We start from the raw sequence: 14,253 nt of genomic DNA, 5'->3' as shown, positions 1-14,253 counted from the left end.
CCACCCAACCACCCAACCACCGCAAGGCCTTGATGTCTGCACCGGCGTGCCAGAACTACCAGTTTTCGCGACGCTGAGGGCTGGTTTTTTTGCAATTTCCGTCCATGCGTACACGGCGTCCTGCTGCCGAAGACAGACCCGCCGACGAATTGTTTCGTTCGCGCCTGGAGAATCAGATCGATTTGCGTCATCCGTTGGTGTAATTGAGCCACCGCATGCCGTGGGCGGCGTTGGAGCAGGCGCTTTTGCCACATTTCCCGGCCACGCCAGCCGGTGGCGGTCGTCCCGCGCTGCCGGTGCGCCTGATCGCCGGTTTGCTCTACCTCAAACACGCTTATGACCTGTCCGATGAAGCGGTGTGCGACCGCTGGCTGGAAAATCCGTACTGGCAGTTCTTCGCATGCCCGGGAAGTGGAATACATCGGCAAGGGCAAGGCGCGTCAAGCGTACGCATTCGGCGTCAAGGTCGGCATTGCGGTCACCGCCTGCAAGGGATTGGTCGTGGGCGCGCGCAGTTTTCCTGGCAATCCGTACGACGGCGACACCTTGGCCGAATAGCTGGAGCAGACACGCGGTTTGCTGCAGGATGTGAGCGTAGAACCGACGGTGGCGATCGTGGACCTGGGCGATCGCGGGCGCGAGGTCGATGGCGTGCAGGCGCTGGCTGCTGCGCTGGATCGCGTTTTTGCGTGCCTGGATACGGGCGATGGGATGGTCGTCATTTAGCGCCGTGCCGCTGTCACCGACGCCACTTGGCGCTTGAAGGGGATTTTTCAGGGACGACTAGTCAATGTGACCTGTGCATCGTTGCCGACCATGCGCACTGCTTCGGCGCGCTCGATCTGCACGATCGCATGCTGGCCGAGCACGGCGATGGTGCCGCAGTCGCCTTTGAACACCAGATTGGCGTTCTGCCCGGTCAGATCGACGTTATGTCCGTCGCAGCTGACCTTACCGCTGGTCGAGGTGGCCATCAGCGTTGGCCGCTCGCCACTGCTGCTGACTGGGGTTGCGCAGTCCATGCTGGGCACCGATGGCACCGATGGCACCGATGCGACCGGCGCGCTCGCGGTGGCCGGCGCTTGCGGGGTCGCATTGCCGGACTTTGGAGCGGCCTTTTTTCCGCAAGCCGTCAGCGCGATGAGTGACATATACAGCAGTGGGCGCAACGCCATGCCAGTCTCCTGACAGCTGGATACAGCACGATGGTGTGGTTTGCAGTGATGCGGGCCGATTAAATGCCGCGCGCCAGTTGCTCGGCCAGACCGGTGTAAGTGCTCGGGGTCAGCGCACGCAGGCGCTGCTTGTCGGCTTCCGGCAACTGCAGGCTTTCCACGAAGGCCTGCATCGACGCTGCACTAATGCCCTGGCCGCGCGTCAACGCTTTCAATTGCTCGTACGGATTGGGCAGGCCATGACGGCGCATCACCGTCTGCACGGCCTCGGCCAGCACTTCCCATGCCGCATCCAGATCGGCGTCCAGACGTTCGGGGTTGACGGTCAGCTTGCCCAGACCCTTGGTCAGTGAATCCAGTGCGACCTGGGTGTGGCCGAACGCGGTGCCCAGCGCGCGCAGCACCGTGGAGTCGGTGAGGTCGCGCTGCCAGCGGCTGATGGGCAACTTGGCGGAAAAATGCTCGAACAGCGCATTGGCGATGCCGAAATTGCCTTCGGCGTTTTCGAAGTCGATCGGGTTGACCTTGTGTGGCATGGTCGAGGAACCGACTTCGCCTTCTTTGAGCTTCTGCCTGAAGTAGCCCAGCGAGATATAGCCCCAGATGTCGCGCGACAGGTCGATCAGGATGGTGTTGGCGCGGCGGGTGGCGTCGCCGATTTCGGCCACGTTGTCATGCGGCTCGATCTGGGTGGTATACGGGTTGAACACCAGGCCCAGGCTTTCGACGAAGCGCTGCGCGAACGCCGCCCAGTCCAGCTCCGGATACGACACCAGGTGCGCGTTGTAGTTACCGACCGCGCCATTGACCTTGCCGGTGAGCTCGACCGCGGCGATCTGCTTGCGCTGGCGTTGCAGCCGCGCGACCACGTTGGCGAGTTCCTTGCCCAGGGTGGTCGGCGAGGCGGTTTGGCCGTGCGTGCGCGACAGCATCGGCTGGGCCGCTTGCGCATGGGCAAGGGTGCGCAGCGAGGCAGTGACCCCGTCCAGCGTCGGCAGCAACACCTCGTGTCGGGCCTGTTCCAGCATCAGGCCGTAGCTGAGGTTGTTGATGTCCTCACTGGTGCAGGCGAAATGCACGAATTCCAGCGCCGGACCCAGTTCCGCATCGTCTTTGAGCTGCTCCTTGATGAAGTACTCCACCGCTTTGACGTCATGGTTGGTGGTGCGCTCGATCTCCTTGACCCGCGCGGCATGGGTCACGCTGAAGTCGTCGCCCAGCCGGCGTAGGGTCTGCGTGGAGGCGGCCGAGAACGGTGCCAACTCGACGATGCCCGGCTCGGCTGCCAGTGCCAGCAGCCATTCGATCTCGACCTTGACCCGTGCCTTGATCAGTCCGTATTCGGAAAAAATCGGGCGCAGCGCATCCACCTTGGAGGCGTAGCGGCCGTCGAGCGGAGACAGGGCGAGCAGGGCGGAATCCGACATGGGCAGGGCACTGGGAAGCTGGCGGGGTGCGTATTCTACGCTGCCCCGGCGCTCGCTTCGCCCACTTGGCGGACTGTGATCGCCTTGATGCGGCGCACGCTCAGTGCGTGGCCATCCAGTTCGAGGGTTTCGCCTTCTTCGGGCAGCCGTTGCAGAATGCGCGTGTGCGGCGTTGCGGTATGTAGCAAAGAAAAACGCAAGCGGTGCGTTTTACAGTTCAGGGTCGTCGCTCATCGCAGCGTGGTGCCTCATATGGATCGAGTGTGAATCTAGCCCACGGCTTGCAACGACATGGTTGCAACGTCGCGAGCGAGTATCGTAGGCGTCCTTGCCAGCGTAGGGTACGCCCGTTGCCAGCCATCCATCGCCACGGACCAACAATGTGCGGAGAGTGCAGATGAGTGAACGTTTCAGGACCGAACACGACAGCATGGGCGAATTGCAGGTGCCTGCCGATGCGTTGTGGGGCGCGCAGACCCAGCGTGCCGTGCAGAATTTCCCGGTGTCCGGCCAACCGATGCCGCGTGGGTTTATCTGCGCACTGGGGTTGATCAAGGCTGCTGCGGCCCGCGTCAATGCCGAGCTTGGGTTGTTGCCGAAATCGATCAGCAAGACGGTGCAGGACGCCGCCTTGCAGGTGGCTGACGGTACGCACGATGCGCAGTTTCCGGTCGATGTCTATCAGACCGGTTCGGGCACCTCGTCCAACATGAATGCCAACGAGGTGATCGCAACGCTGGCCACGCGCGCCGGCAAGGATGCAGTGCATCCCAACGATCACGTCAATCTCGGGCAGAGTTCCAACGATGTGGTGCCGACTGCCATCCGCGTGTCTGCCTTGCTCGCGGTGCACAAACAGTTGCAACCGGCGCTCAAGCATCTGCGCAAGACCATCGACAAGCGTGCCAAGAGCCTAGACAAGGTGGTCAAGACAGGTCGCACCCATCTGATGGATGCGATGCCGCTGACATTTGGGCAGGAGTTCGGTACGTGGTCGGCGCAGCTGAGTTCGGCGCAGGATCGCATCGACGACGCGCTCAAGCGCTTGCGGCGGTTGCCACTGGGCGGTACTGCGATCGGTACCGGCATCAATGCCGATCCACGCTTCGGCGGCAAGGTGGCAAAGGCTTTGTCGAGCTTGAGCGGGGGCAAGTTCGAAAGTGCGGAAAACAAGTTCGAAGGCTTGGCCGCGCAGGACGATGCAGTGGAATTGTCCGGCCAACTCAATGCGCTGGCAGTTGCGCTGATCAAAATCGCAAATGACTTGCGCTGGATGAATGCCGGTCCGTTGGCGGGCTTGGGCGAGATCGAATTGCCGGCGTTGCAGCCGGGCAGTTCGATCATGCCAGGCAAGGTCAACCCGGTGATTCCAGAAGCAACCGTGATGGCGTGCGCGCAGGTGATCGGCCACCACACCGCAATCACCGTGGCCGGGCAGACCGGTAACTTTCAGTTGAACGTGACGCTGCCGCTGATTGCCTACAACCTGCTGGATTCGATCACCCTGCTGAGCAATGTCTCGCGCCTGCTGGCAGATACCGCAATTGCCGGCTTGAGGGTGCGTCAGGAGCGCGTACGCGAGGCATTGGATCGCAATCCGATTCTGGTTACCGCGCTGAACCCGATCATCGGCTACGAAAAGGCTGCTGCAATCGCCAAGCGTGCCTATAAAGAGCAGCGTGCGGTGCTGGACGTGGCCAAGGAGGACAGCGGGCTCAGCGAGGCCGATCTGCGGCGGTTGCTGGATCCGGCCGCGTTGACCCGTGGTGGGATCCAGGCGAGCGGCGGCGGTGGAGGGGGTGGCTGATCACTGCTTTTGTAGGAGCGCACTGGTGCGCTACGGGCCGTTATCAATACCGCTTCATCGCGCACAAGCGTGCTCCTAGCTGGTTTTGCACGAAACTTCGGTTTCCGCGCAGCTTCGCTCGCTGGTCAATGCCGCTCGGCCTGCACGTTGCTGAAGCTCTCGCGATACGGTTGCAACGATGGGATTTCATCCAGCAATTCGCCGCTGAGCTTCTGAATCTCCGGCGTGGCTATCAGCTTGATCGATTTGTATTCCGGGTCCGGGTCAGCCTCGTTGACGGCCTGCTGACGCAGTATCTGCAGATGCCCGAACAGCAACTGCAACTTGGCGCGTGTCGGCTCTTTCTGCGGCAACGCGATATCGTCGATTTTTAGCGTGCCGTCCGGAGTGATTTCCGCATTGGCAGCCGGTGGGCGGCGGATCATCACCGCTTGGGTGGTGATCGCGACGCGTGGCTTGCCACGTTCGGCGCGCCGGGACGACTGGTCGCCACAGGCGGCAAGGGTGCACAGCACTAGCGCCATGCAGAGCATCACGAACTTGTTCATGGGGTCGAAGGGTCGAGGGGAGCGCATTAGTGTAATCCCGCCCCGGTCTAGTGGCTGGGGCGGGCGGTATGTGAAATGGCAGGCAAAATGCCGCACGCCAGTCTCCGGTACGCGATGGGGCGCCGGAACCATCGTGATCATGCGATTCATCCAATAGCGATCAGCGGCTGCGCAATTGCGATAACGGCCGCTCTTATTTACGGCAATCGTCGACGTCGTGCTCCGTGAGGATTGAGTGCGGTGCAAATGCCTGCAACAGTTGCACGGTCGCATCCTGTGCTGTGCGCTGCCTTCCCGCTCGATCGCAGATTTGCCTGGTTTTCTGCTTGAAGGTTTTTGCCTTGGCTCGGATGTTGTCGCCCATCTGAAATGCGAACAGGATGGCCAAACTCAATTGCAGGACCATGGTGTGTCCTCAGGCGTCAAAGCGCCGACGACGCAGATAGATGGACGCGGCAATCAGCGCGATACCGATTGCGGCACCGATCCAGATATCCGGGCTGCCGTAGACCTGCGCGCTGTCGATGTGCAGCAGCGCCCACTGCACCAGATCGCTGGGGTGTCGCATGCTACTGCTGTCCAGATTGCCGCTGACGGCAAGCGGCGACCAGCTGCCGGGCAGGGCGCTGAGCAGGCCCCGATAGCCGACTATGTACCAGATCCAGCCTATCGGCAGCGACACGCCCGGCATCGCCGAGACAATGCTCAGCATCACGCAGGCCAGCAGCGGAAACAGCGCCGCCCACAGGAACGGCTTGCTGTTGGCCCAGGCCGAGCAGAACATCAGCCAGCCGATGGTCGGCAATGCCCACAGCAAACTCATCGGCACGGTTTTCAGCAACAACCACAGCAGCGAGAACGGGTGCGAATGGGTCGCCATCGCCCACGGGGCGGGAACACCGGCGATCAATGCACCACCGATCGCGATCAACCACAGCGCCAGCCCAACCGCCGCACCGATCACGATGGCGATCAACGGCGCCAGCAGCAGCGCCCACACGGCCTTGGACAACACTGTCTGCACGTCGGATACCGGCAGCGATTTCCAAAACAGCACGCTGCGGTCGCGGCGGTCGTCGTACAGGCTGCCGAGTGCGTAGAAGAACACCACAAACGCCAGCACCACCGAGGCGATGCCGATGCCGCCGAGCAGCAAGCTGTCACCGACCTGGCCCAGAGTGTGCGTGTATTCGGTCATGTCCGACATCGCCATGCTGTTGCCGAGCGTGTTGCGGCGGGCGGTGATCGCACCGATGACCGCGCCCAGCAGCGCGAAGAACACCGCGATACCGCCGGTGATGATCTGTGCCCACACGAAGCCGCCACGGTGTTCCCAATATTCGCGTTTGAGCAGCCAGGCGAAAATGCGTGCGCGAGATGCTTGGTTGGTCATTGCATTCATGCGTAGGTCCCCTTCATGACCGCAACGAAAAGGTCGGCTAAGCCGGGATTGCGGGTTTCGCCGAAAGGGGCGAGCTGCTCTTTCGGCACGCCATCGAACAGCATCACGGTCTTGCCGAACGGCAGGCTGCGCTCGTCGGTCGGTTTCAATTCCCGGGCCGCATCGAGATGTTCGGCACTGACCAAGACTTCGGTGTAGCGCTCGGCCACGCCCTCCATGTCGGTGGTCAGCACGATGCGGCCTTCGCGGATGAACATTACATCGGTGAGGACGTGTTCGATCTCTTCGACCTGGTGAGTGGTGACGATGATGGTCTTCTGCTCGTCGAAGTAATCCTCCAGCAGGCGCTGGTAGAACTGCTTGCGATAGAGGATGTCCAGGCCCAGAGTCGGTTCGTCCAGCACCAGGATGCGTGCGTCTATCGCCATCACCAGCGCCAGGTGCAGCTGCACGATCATTCCTTTGGACAATTCGCGCACCCGCAATTTGCGGTTGAGCTGCGTGTTGGCCAGAAAGCGCTCGCACTTGGCGCGATCGAAGCGCGGATGCACGCCAGCAACGAAATCGATCGCCTCGCCAACCCGCAGCCAGCGCGGCAGTATCGCAACATCGGCAATGAAGCAGACCTGGTTCATCAGTACGTTGCGCTCGATACGCGGATCCATGCCCAGCACATGCAGATCGCCGTCGAAATCGGTCAACCCCAGCACCGCCTTCAGCGCAGTGGTCTTGCCAGCGCCGTTGGGGCCGATCAATCCAACGATGCGGCCGGCGGCAATGGTGAAGCTGGTGTTGTCCAGCGCGAGCCGATGCTTGTAAGCCTTGCGCAGGCCACGTGCGTCGACCACATGGTCGGAGGAGACGGCGGTCATGATGTTTTTCCCTGCGGTAACAGATCGTCGATGGACAAGCCAAGACGCTGGATGCGTTCCAGCACCGCGGGCCATTCTTCGTTCAAGAAACGCTCGCGTTCGCTGCTGCGCAATTTCTGTGCCGCTTCCGGGGTCATGAACATGCCCAGGCCGCGCCGTTTCTCCACCAGGTTTTCGTCGGCCAATTCCTGATAAGCGCGCGAGACGGTGATGGGGTTAAGTTGATAGTCGGCCGCCACTTGCCGTACCGAGGGCAGGGCGTCGCCAGGCTTGAAGATTCCGTCGAGCATCATGGCAATGACCCGTTCCTTGAGTTGGCGGTAGATGGGAGCGCCGTCGCTCCATTGAATGTCGTTCATTGTCAGCTCCCTGGGCGCAGAACCTGCGGGCAAGGAGAAGTAGGGCATCGACAGCAAAGCGCGCAGATGCAGGCCAGCCCAGGTGCGTGCGTCGGAGAGAGTTGTCTCGTTTTCCGTAACCGCCTCCAACACGTAACCGCCTCCGACACGCCATAATTGGCGCCGGACTTCGTCACTTGGCTGGAAGCAGCTCCCAGGCAACCAATGGCAAACGGGGTGCTGCCGAACGGCAGCAGCGGAACTGGTCGCGTGAAGCGTGGGCTGTTCATGCTTCTCCTGCGTTGGATTCCTAGTGTTGTATTACACTACAACACCGATGTGCGGGCAGTCAACTGTCTGTCGTACCCCACTGATGGCACCCCGCAACGGCGGGTGGTCTGAACCTATCGAAGGGCATTGCTCATGTTGCTCAAGCGTTTGCTAGTTGTTGTATTCGCTGGATTTTTTTCTGCGTCGGCGGCAGCTGCCGGCAGCCCGTTGCTGGATCTTGACTATCGGCCGCTGGCAGGCAAGGCGCCAATCAACCTGAACCGCACCTACGGCGGCAAGGTCGTGATGGTGGTCAATACCGCCAGCAAGTGCGGCTACACCCCGCAGTACGAGGGGCTGGAGGCGCTCAACCAGCGCTTCGGCAGCCGCGGTTTTGTGGTGCTGGGCTTCCCGTCGAACGATTTCCAAGGACAGGAACCCGGATCTGAAAAGCAGATTCAGGAATTCTGCACGCTGACCTATGGTGTCAAGTTCCCGATGTTTGAGAAGGTGCATGTGCTTGGTACGGAAGCAACGCCGCTGTATCAGCGGTTGACGCAAGCCACGGCTGTGGCACCGGGTTGGAACTTCCACAAATATTTGATTGGTCGCGATGGACGAGTGGTGGCGCAGTTCCCCAGCAAGATCAAACCGGACGATCCGAGCGTGCTGGCGGCAATCGAACGCGAACTCAAAGCCCCGTCGCGCTGAGCGCGGTTCTCGCATTGCCGCGCGCGCATGCGACAATGCGCATTCAGCGCCGTCGGGGGCGCGTCTTTATCACTCTCGGGAAGTGCATCGAATGAAGATGGGAAAGCGCGGCGCGGCGGCGTCGCTACTGATGGTAGCAATGTCGACATCGCTGCCGGCGATGGCGCAGCAACCGGCCGCAGCGGCCACCAAGGAGAAGCCGGTTTTGAACGCATCGTCTGAAAAAAGCACGCGCGACAACGTGAGCTACGCCATCGGTATGGACGTAGCGCGCTCGTTCGAGCCGATTGCACAGGACATCGATCTGAGCGCCATGCAACGCGCCATCGAGAATGCATTCAAGGGCGGTAAGCCGCTGTTGTCGGAAGAGCAGACCCAGGCCACCGATACCGGGCTGCGGATGGCAATGGCGGCGCGTAACGGCCAGCAGGTACCTGGCATGGCGCCGGACAGCGCGCCAGCCGCGCCATCCAAGGAAAATGTTGGCCTGATGCTCGGCGATCGCGCTATCGGCCCGTCGTTGGCCGGCATCAAGGATGAGATCGATCTGTCGATCCTGATGGAAGCGGTGCGTACCGTATTCGCCAAGGGCACCACGCGTCTGACCCAGCAGGAAGCTGCGGCCACCATGCAGGCGTTTGCCTCTGCCAAACAGGGCGCTGCCGGTGCCAAGAATCGCGAAGAAGGCAACGCCTTCCTCGCCAAGAACAAGTCCGAGAAGGGTGTGATCACCACCGCGTCGGGCCTGCAGTACATGGTGCTGCGTCAGGGCAGCGGCGAGCGCCCGATGCGCACCAACAAAGTGCGCGTGAACTACGAAGGCAAGCTGCTCAACGGGCAGGTGTTCGACAGTTCCTATCAGCGCGGTCAGCCGGCCGAGTTCGGTCTGGATCAAGTCATTCCCGGATGGACCGAGGGCGTCGCGTTGATGCCGGTCGGTTCGAAATATCGTTTCTGGATTCCATCCAACTTGGCCTATGGCCCGAACGGCTCGCAGGGGGGGCCGATCGGACCAGATGCAACGTTGACGTTCGATGTCGAACTGATGGCTATCCTTCCCTGATCCCCCACAGGAGTACCACCACCCATGCGAGTTGCGATCTTTGGTACCGGCTATGTTGGTCTTGTCACCGGTACTTGTCTTGCCGAAGTAGGTCATCACGTCATCTGCGTGGATATCGACCAGGCGAAAGTTGATGGTCTCAATCGTGGGGTGATTCCCATCTATGAACCCGGCTTGGAGCCGATGGTGAAAGCCAATCATGCCTCTGGCCGGTTGCGCTTCACCAGCGATGCTGCCGAGGCGATTGCGCACGGCGAAATCACCTTTATCGCCGTGGGCACGCCGCCGGATGAAGACGGTAGTGCCGACCTGCAGTACGTGCTGGCTGTTGCGCGTACCGTGGGTCGCCACATCGAAGGTCCGTCTGTGATCGTCAACAAATCCACCGTGCCGGTCGGTACCGCCGACAAGGTGCGCGTTGCAATCCAGGAAGAGTTGGATGCGCGCGGCGTGGATCACGAGTTCGACGTCGTCTCCAACCCTGAGTTCCTCAAGGAAGGCGACGCGGTGGCAGACTGCATGCGTCCGGATCGCATCGTGATCGGAGCCAAGAAGCCGGCAGCCATTGCACGCATGCGTCGTCTGTACGCGCCGTTCAATCGCAACCGTGATCGTATCGTCGAGATGGATGTGCGTTCGGCCGAGCTGACCAAGTACGCGGCCAACGCGATGCTGGCGACCAAGATCAGCTTCATGAACGAGATCGCAAACATTGCCGAGCGTGTCGGTGCGGACGTCGAGCACGTGCGCAACGGTATCGGCTCGGATCCGCGCATCGGCTGGCACTTCATCTATCCAGGTGCCGGTTACGGCGGCTCGTGCTTCCCGAAAGATGTGCAGGCATTGGCCAAGACCGCCGAGCAATACGGCATGGAGCCGACCCTGCTCAACGCGGTGGAAAGCGTCAACAACGCGCAGAAGGGGCACTTGTTCGAACTGGTCCAGCGTCACTACGGCGCCGAAGGTACCGGCAGCATCGCGGGCAAAATCTTCGCGGTATGGGGCTTGGCGTTCAAGCCCAATACCGACGATATGCGTGCAGCGTCCAGCCGGCGTGTGATGGCGCAGTTGTGGGATGCCGGTGCCACTGTGCGTGCTTACGATCCGGAAGCCACGCATGAAGCCAAGCGCATCTTCGGCGAGCGCGACGATCTGACTTTCTGCGACGACGCATTTGCAGCACTGGAAGGTGCCGATGCACTGGTCGTGGTGACCGAGTGGAAGCAGTTCCGTAGCCCGGATTTCGGCAAGATCAAGCAGGCATTGAAGGACGACGTCGTGTTCGACGGTCGCAACCTGTATGACCCGCAGGAAATCGAAGCCGCAGGTCTGGCTTACTACGCCATCGGACGAGGCCGTTCGTTGCATGCATGAGCGACTCTCGCCGCGCGACCAGGAACTGGACGCGCGGTTGGTGGAACTGGAAACGCGCCTCTCCTTTCAGGAGCAGGCGCTGAATGAACTGAGTGAAGCGCTTGCGGACGCCCGTTTGACGGGCGCCCGCAATGCCGAATTGATCCGCCACCTGCTTGAGGATCTGGGCAAGGTGCGCTCAACGTTGTTTGCCGATGCAGCGGATGAACCGCCGCCTCCGCACTATTGATTGCAGATTGCCGCCGCCATGAGCGATACCTTACGTGACCAGTTGCTTGGTTTGGGCTTCAAGTCCGCATCCAAGCCCGAACGCAAAACCGACGCACGGCCTGCCGCGCGTCCGCATGGCAACAAGCCGGGCCAGCGCAGGGGGCCGCAGCGGCCACATGCCGCTGCGGCGACCGATGGCAGGAGCGAGCGCAAAAACGATGGCCGGCATGATCGTGGCAACGACGGCAAGCCTGCAACGTCGACGCGTCCGCCACATTCCACTGCTGACCGGCGCGGTCCCAAGCCGGCCCGCACGCGCGAAGACATCGATCTGGCCAAGGCCTATGCGATCCGTGCGCAGCGCGAAAAAGACGAGCGCATCGAAGCCGAGCGCGTCAAGCAGGAAGAAGCACGCCTGCGTCGCGAAGCTAAGGCCAAGCTCGAAGAGCTGCTCAAGGACAAGGGCTTGAATCATGCCGATGCAGATATCGCCCGGCATTTCCCTTACGGCGGCAAGATCAAGCGCATCTACGTGACCGCCGATCAGCTCAAGGCGCTCAATGCAGGCGAACTGGGTGTGCTGCAACTCAAAGGTCGCTATCTGTTGGTTACCGCCGAGGTGCTGGCCGAAGCCGAAGCGGTGTTCGCACCATCGGTGGCATTGAAGGTGGACCCGAACGCGCCTGCAGGCGACGACCCGTATGCAGACCCTCAGTATCAGGTGCCCGACGATCTGGTCTGGTAACACAGAATTATGCCATGTCGACTGCCCGCGACATGGTCAGCCAAGTGTTCAAGTACCGATTTTTTCAAGCATCAGCAAGTAATCAGAGTGACGCCACTGCTCGACGCGGTCTGGCTTACGGTCTGTTGCGTTGTCGTTCCCTCCCTGCCGCGATGGTGCCGCGTATGTCCATGTCGTCGAAAGTGTTGAAGTCCTGCGCCGCTACGTCGGTAGCGTTCGCCGCGCAGAACGTTTGGCGTTTACACGCACCTCGCTCCATGGCGTTGGTCCCAGCCATGCTCGCGTTGTGCGTTGTGAGTCAGCAGGCCGCTGCGCAGTCGGAAGAGGTGCCGGCGTTCGATCGCCCCGGCATTCCATTTGCCGCCGACGTCCTGCAGCCTGGCGCGTTTGCCTGGGAGCAGGGCTTGCCGGACGCGAGCACCGATCGCAGCGATGGACAGCAGACCACCCAATACACCGCCGATACGTTGCTGCGTCTGGGCGTGTTCCAGAACGTCGAGCTGCAGGTAGGGAGCGATAGCTACAATTGGCGGCATGGTGCTGCGCGTGTACGCAGCGGTGGCGACAGCCATGTCGGACTGAAGGTGGCATTGCCATCGCGCTCGGACAGTTTCCATTGGGCCGCGCTCGGTAGCTACAGCGTGCCGACCGGCAGCCCGGCTTTCAGCAATGGCTACGCGCGCGAACTAGGAGTGACCGCATCCTGGGACCTTGCCCAGGAGCGCGCGTTGGCGGTGTACGTCAACTATGCACGCAACGATGACGGCCACACCTGGACGTTTTCGCCCAACTACACGTTCTTTTCCGGCGAGCATTTCAGCAGCTATGTGGAAGCGGGCTTGGACACCGGTAGCGAGCATTCGCGCGCCGCTGGCGCTGGCGGCGCCTGGCAGCTTCCGCATGCGATGCAACTGGATGTCTCGGTGTTGCGCGGACTAACGTCGGAAAGTCCCGATTGGCAAGGTGGGATCGGTTTGTCTATCGCGTTTCAGTGACGTGTCTGCGGTTGGAGTCGATGGCGCCTAGTTACAGTATTGCCCTAGGCGTTGATGGCTCATGGCGGGCCTTCGGTATGTTGCACTGCCGCATGCATTGATTGCCCGGAAAAGGCTTAATTGGATCGATGCAATCAACGCCGGATGCATGCGCATGTCTTCTCCCGCAACGCCTACAACGTGACGCATGCCAAACCGACGCTAGATGTTCCGGATGATGCCGATGCGCGTCGCGTGCGTCGCGGTGCGGTGACGTTGCGCGATATCGCCGGAGCGATCGGCGTCTCCCGCGCGACGGTGTCCTTGGTGCTGCGTGGCAGCCCGCTGGTGCATGCGACCACGCGCGCGCGCGTGGAGGCCGAACTGGATCGGCAGAATTACGTTTACAACCGTGCCGCAGCCAATCTGCGCCGCCGTACGTCTTCCAGCATTGCGTTGGTCATCAACGATCTGTCCAACCCGTTCTTCGCCGAATTTGCCGCTGGCGTGGACGAAGCACTGGGCGCGGCCGGTTATGTGACCTTGCTCGGCAGCACCGGCGAATCCACCGAGCGTCAGCAGGCGGTGCTGAGCTCGCTGATGGAACACACGCCGGCGGGGATCATCTTGTCGCCGGCCGAAGGCAGCCAGGCGCATGCGCTGACGCAGGCACTCGGGCGCCAGCGCAACGTGGTGTTGTTCAACCGCGAAGTAGAGGGCGCGTCTTGGGATCTGTTGGCGCTAGACAACGCGCAGGGCGCATTGCTGGCTGGCGAGCATTTGATCGCGCAAGGTCACCGGCGCATCGTTTTTTTCGGCGGACATGCCGAATCCAGTTCCTGCCGCCAGCGTCGGGCCGGCTATGCACGTGCGATGACGGATGCAGGGCTGGCCGTGCATTACGTTGAATCGGCGCCCAATCGTCAGGACGCCGCACTGTGTGCTGCGCGCATGCTCGACAGCGCCGCGCAGGATGCTACTGCCGCGGTTTGCTACAACGACAGCGTTGCGCTGGGGTTGATGGCCGCGCTGGCGATGCACGGGATTGTCCCCGGCCGTGATTTTGCGGTGACCGGCTTCGACGACATCGCCGAGGCTGCCTTGTTCACTCCCGCATTGACCACGCTTGCCGCCGACCCGCGTGCGCGTGGCGGGCAAGCCGCACAATTGGTGCTGCAGCGGATCGGCAGCCCTGAGCTTGATTCTCGGCGTTTGACCGCTGCCGTCGAATTGAAGATGCGTGCGAGCAGCGCCTATGCGCCAACAACACTGCGTCCGCTTCGTCCCCCGATCGATTCTACCGCCCATTCCCCCACCAAGGCCTCAGGCCGCTGACC

The 14,253-nt window shown here is 61.7% G+C and carries 15 protein-coding genes and 2 pseudogenes; 9 read left to right on the top strand and 8 right to left on the bottom strand.

Annotated elements, in window-relative coordinates:
* Positions 1-104: 104 nt before the first annotated feature.
* Positions 105-663 (top strand): annotated as a pseudogene (locus tag J5I97_RS10400) (transposase); the annotation flags it as partial.
* A 110-nt stretch (positions 664-773) separates the two neighbouring features.
* Here J5I97_RS10400 and J5I97_RS10395 read toward each other — a convergent pair.
* From J5I97_RS10395 to J5I97_RS10385, 3 genes are read right to left on the bottom strand one after another with little or no spacing between them, the layout of a single operon-like run.
* Complete coding sequence (locus tag J5I97_RS10395; protein ID WP_238135507.1) at positions 774-1,175, bottom strand: DUF3060 domain-containing protein; 402 nt, start codon at positions 1,173-1,175, stop codon at positions 774-776.
* Between the two features lie 59 nt (positions 1,176-1,234).
* Complete coding sequence (gene purB, locus J5I97_RS10390; protein ID WP_208586402.1) at positions 1,235-2,602, bottom strand: adenylosuccinate lyase; 1,368 nt, start codon at positions 2,600-2,602, stop codon at positions 1,235-1,237.
* Between the two features lie 35 nt (positions 2,603-2,637).
* Positions 2,638-2,802 (bottom strand): hypothetical protein, encoded by a 165-nt coding sequence (locus J5I97_RS10385; protein ID WP_208591839.1) that lies wholly within the window; start codon positions 2,800-2,802, stop codon positions 2,638-2,640.
* Positions 2,803-2,999: 197 nt separating this feature from the next.
* Here J5I97_RS10385 and J5I97_RS10380 point away from each other — a divergent pair, with 197 nt between their 5' ends.
* Positions 3,000-4,409: a class II fumarate hydratase gene (locus J5I97_RS10380; protein WP_208586400.1), complete on the top strand. Its 1,410-nt coding sequence runs from the start codon at positions 3,000-3,002 to the stop codon at positions 4,407-4,409.
* A gap of 125 nt (positions 4,410-4,534) precedes the next feature.
* On the opposite strand, the gene J5I97_RS10375 is transcribed toward J5I97_RS10380, so the two are convergent.
* From J5I97_RS10375 to J5I97_RS10355, 5 genes and pseudogenes are all read right to left on the bottom strand, one after another.
* Positions 4,535-4,957, bottom strand: coding sequence for a hypothetical protein (locus tag J5I97_RS10375; protein WP_208586398.1), 423 nt, complete (start codon positions 4,955-4,957; stop codon positions 4,535-4,537).
* Positions 4,958-5,150: 193 nt separating this feature from the next.
* Positions 5,151-5,324 (bottom strand): annotated as a pseudogene (locus tag J5I97_RS10370) (DUF2884 family protein); the annotation flags it as partial.
* 48 nt (positions 5,325-5,372) lie between these two features.
* Positions 5,373-6,359, bottom strand: coding sequence for an ABC transporter permease (locus J5I97_RS10365; protein ID WP_208586394.1), 987 nt, complete (start codon positions 6,357-6,359; stop codon positions 5,373-5,375).
* Positions 6,356-7,231: an ABC transporter ATP-binding protein gene (locus tag J5I97_RS10360; RefSeq protein WP_208586392.1), complete on the bottom strand. Its 876-nt coding sequence runs from the start codon at positions 7,229-7,231 to the stop codon at positions 6,356-6,358. The genes J5I97_RS10365 and J5I97_RS10360 overlap by 4 nt, the downstream gene beginning before the upstream one ends.
* On the bottom strand, positions 7,228-7,590 hold the full coding sequence (locus J5I97_RS10355; RefSeq protein WP_208591673.1) for a GntR family transcriptional regulator: 363 nt from the start codon (positions 7,588-7,590) through the stop codon (positions 7,228-7,230). The genes J5I97_RS10360 and J5I97_RS10355 overlap by 4 nt, the downstream gene beginning before the upstream one ends.
* Positions 7,591-7,992: 402 nt before the next feature.
* Between J5I97_RS10355 and J5I97_RS10345 the strand changes: the two genes are divergently transcribed.
* The 7 genes from J5I97_RS10345 (at position 7,993) to J5I97_RS10315 (ending at position 14,251) form a co-directional block, all read left to right on the top strand.
* On the top strand, positions 7,993-8,550 hold the full coding sequence (locus tag J5I97_RS10345) for a glutathione peroxidase (RefSeq protein WP_208586390.1): 558 nt from the start codon (positions 7,993-7,995) through the stop codon (positions 8,548-8,550).
* Between the two features lie 139 nt (positions 8,551-8,689).
* The gene (locus J5I97_RS10340) at positions 8,690-9,613 is read left to right on the top strand and encodes an FKBP-type peptidyl-prolyl cis-trans isomerase (protein ID WP_371885822.1); all 924 of its coding nucleotides are present in this window, start codon (positions 8,690-8,692) and stop codon (positions 9,611-9,613) included.
* A gap of 24 nt (positions 9,614-9,637) precedes the next feature.
* Entirely contained in the window at positions 9,638-10,987 is a 1,350-nt protein-coding gene (locus J5I97_RS10335; protein WP_208586387.1) for a UDP-glucose dehydrogenase family protein, read from the top strand.
* Positions 10,980-11,216 (top strand): SlyX family protein, encoded by a 237-nt coding sequence (locus J5I97_RS10330; protein WP_002804408.1) that lies wholly within the window; start codon positions 10,980-10,982, stop codon positions 11,214-11,216. Before J5I97_RS10335 ends, J5I97_RS10330 begins: the two co-directional genes overlap by 8 nt.
* A gap of 18 nt (positions 11,217-11,234) precedes the next feature.
* Complete coding sequence (locus J5I97_RS10325; protein WP_345776676.1) at positions 11,235-11,942, top strand: DUF2058 domain-containing protein; 708 nt, start codon at positions 11,235-11,237, stop codon at positions 11,940-11,942.
* Between the two features lie 275 nt (positions 11,943-12,217).
* Complete coding sequence (locus tag J5I97_RS10320; protein ID WP_371885823.1) at positions 12,218-12,937, top strand: transporter; 720 nt, start codon at positions 12,218-12,220, stop codon at positions 12,935-12,937.
* Positions 12,938-13,081: 144 nt separating this feature from the next.
* Positions 13,082-14,251, top strand: a complete 1,170-nt coding sequence (locus J5I97_RS10315; RefSeq protein WP_208586382.1) for a LacI family DNA-binding transcriptional regulator — start codon at positions 13,082-13,084, stop codon at positions 14,249-14,251.
* Positions 14,252-14,253 lie beyond the last annotated feature (2 nt).

This window comes from Xanthomonas fragariae (assembly GCF_017603965.1).
Taxonomy (GTDB): domain Bacteria; phylum Pseudomonadota; class Gammaproteobacteria; order Xanthomonadales; family Xanthomonadaceae; genus Xanthomonas; species Xanthomonas fragariae_A.
The sequence above is the reverse complement of the archived record's forward strand: the minus strand, read 5'-3'. Positions and strand labels throughout refer to the sequence as shown.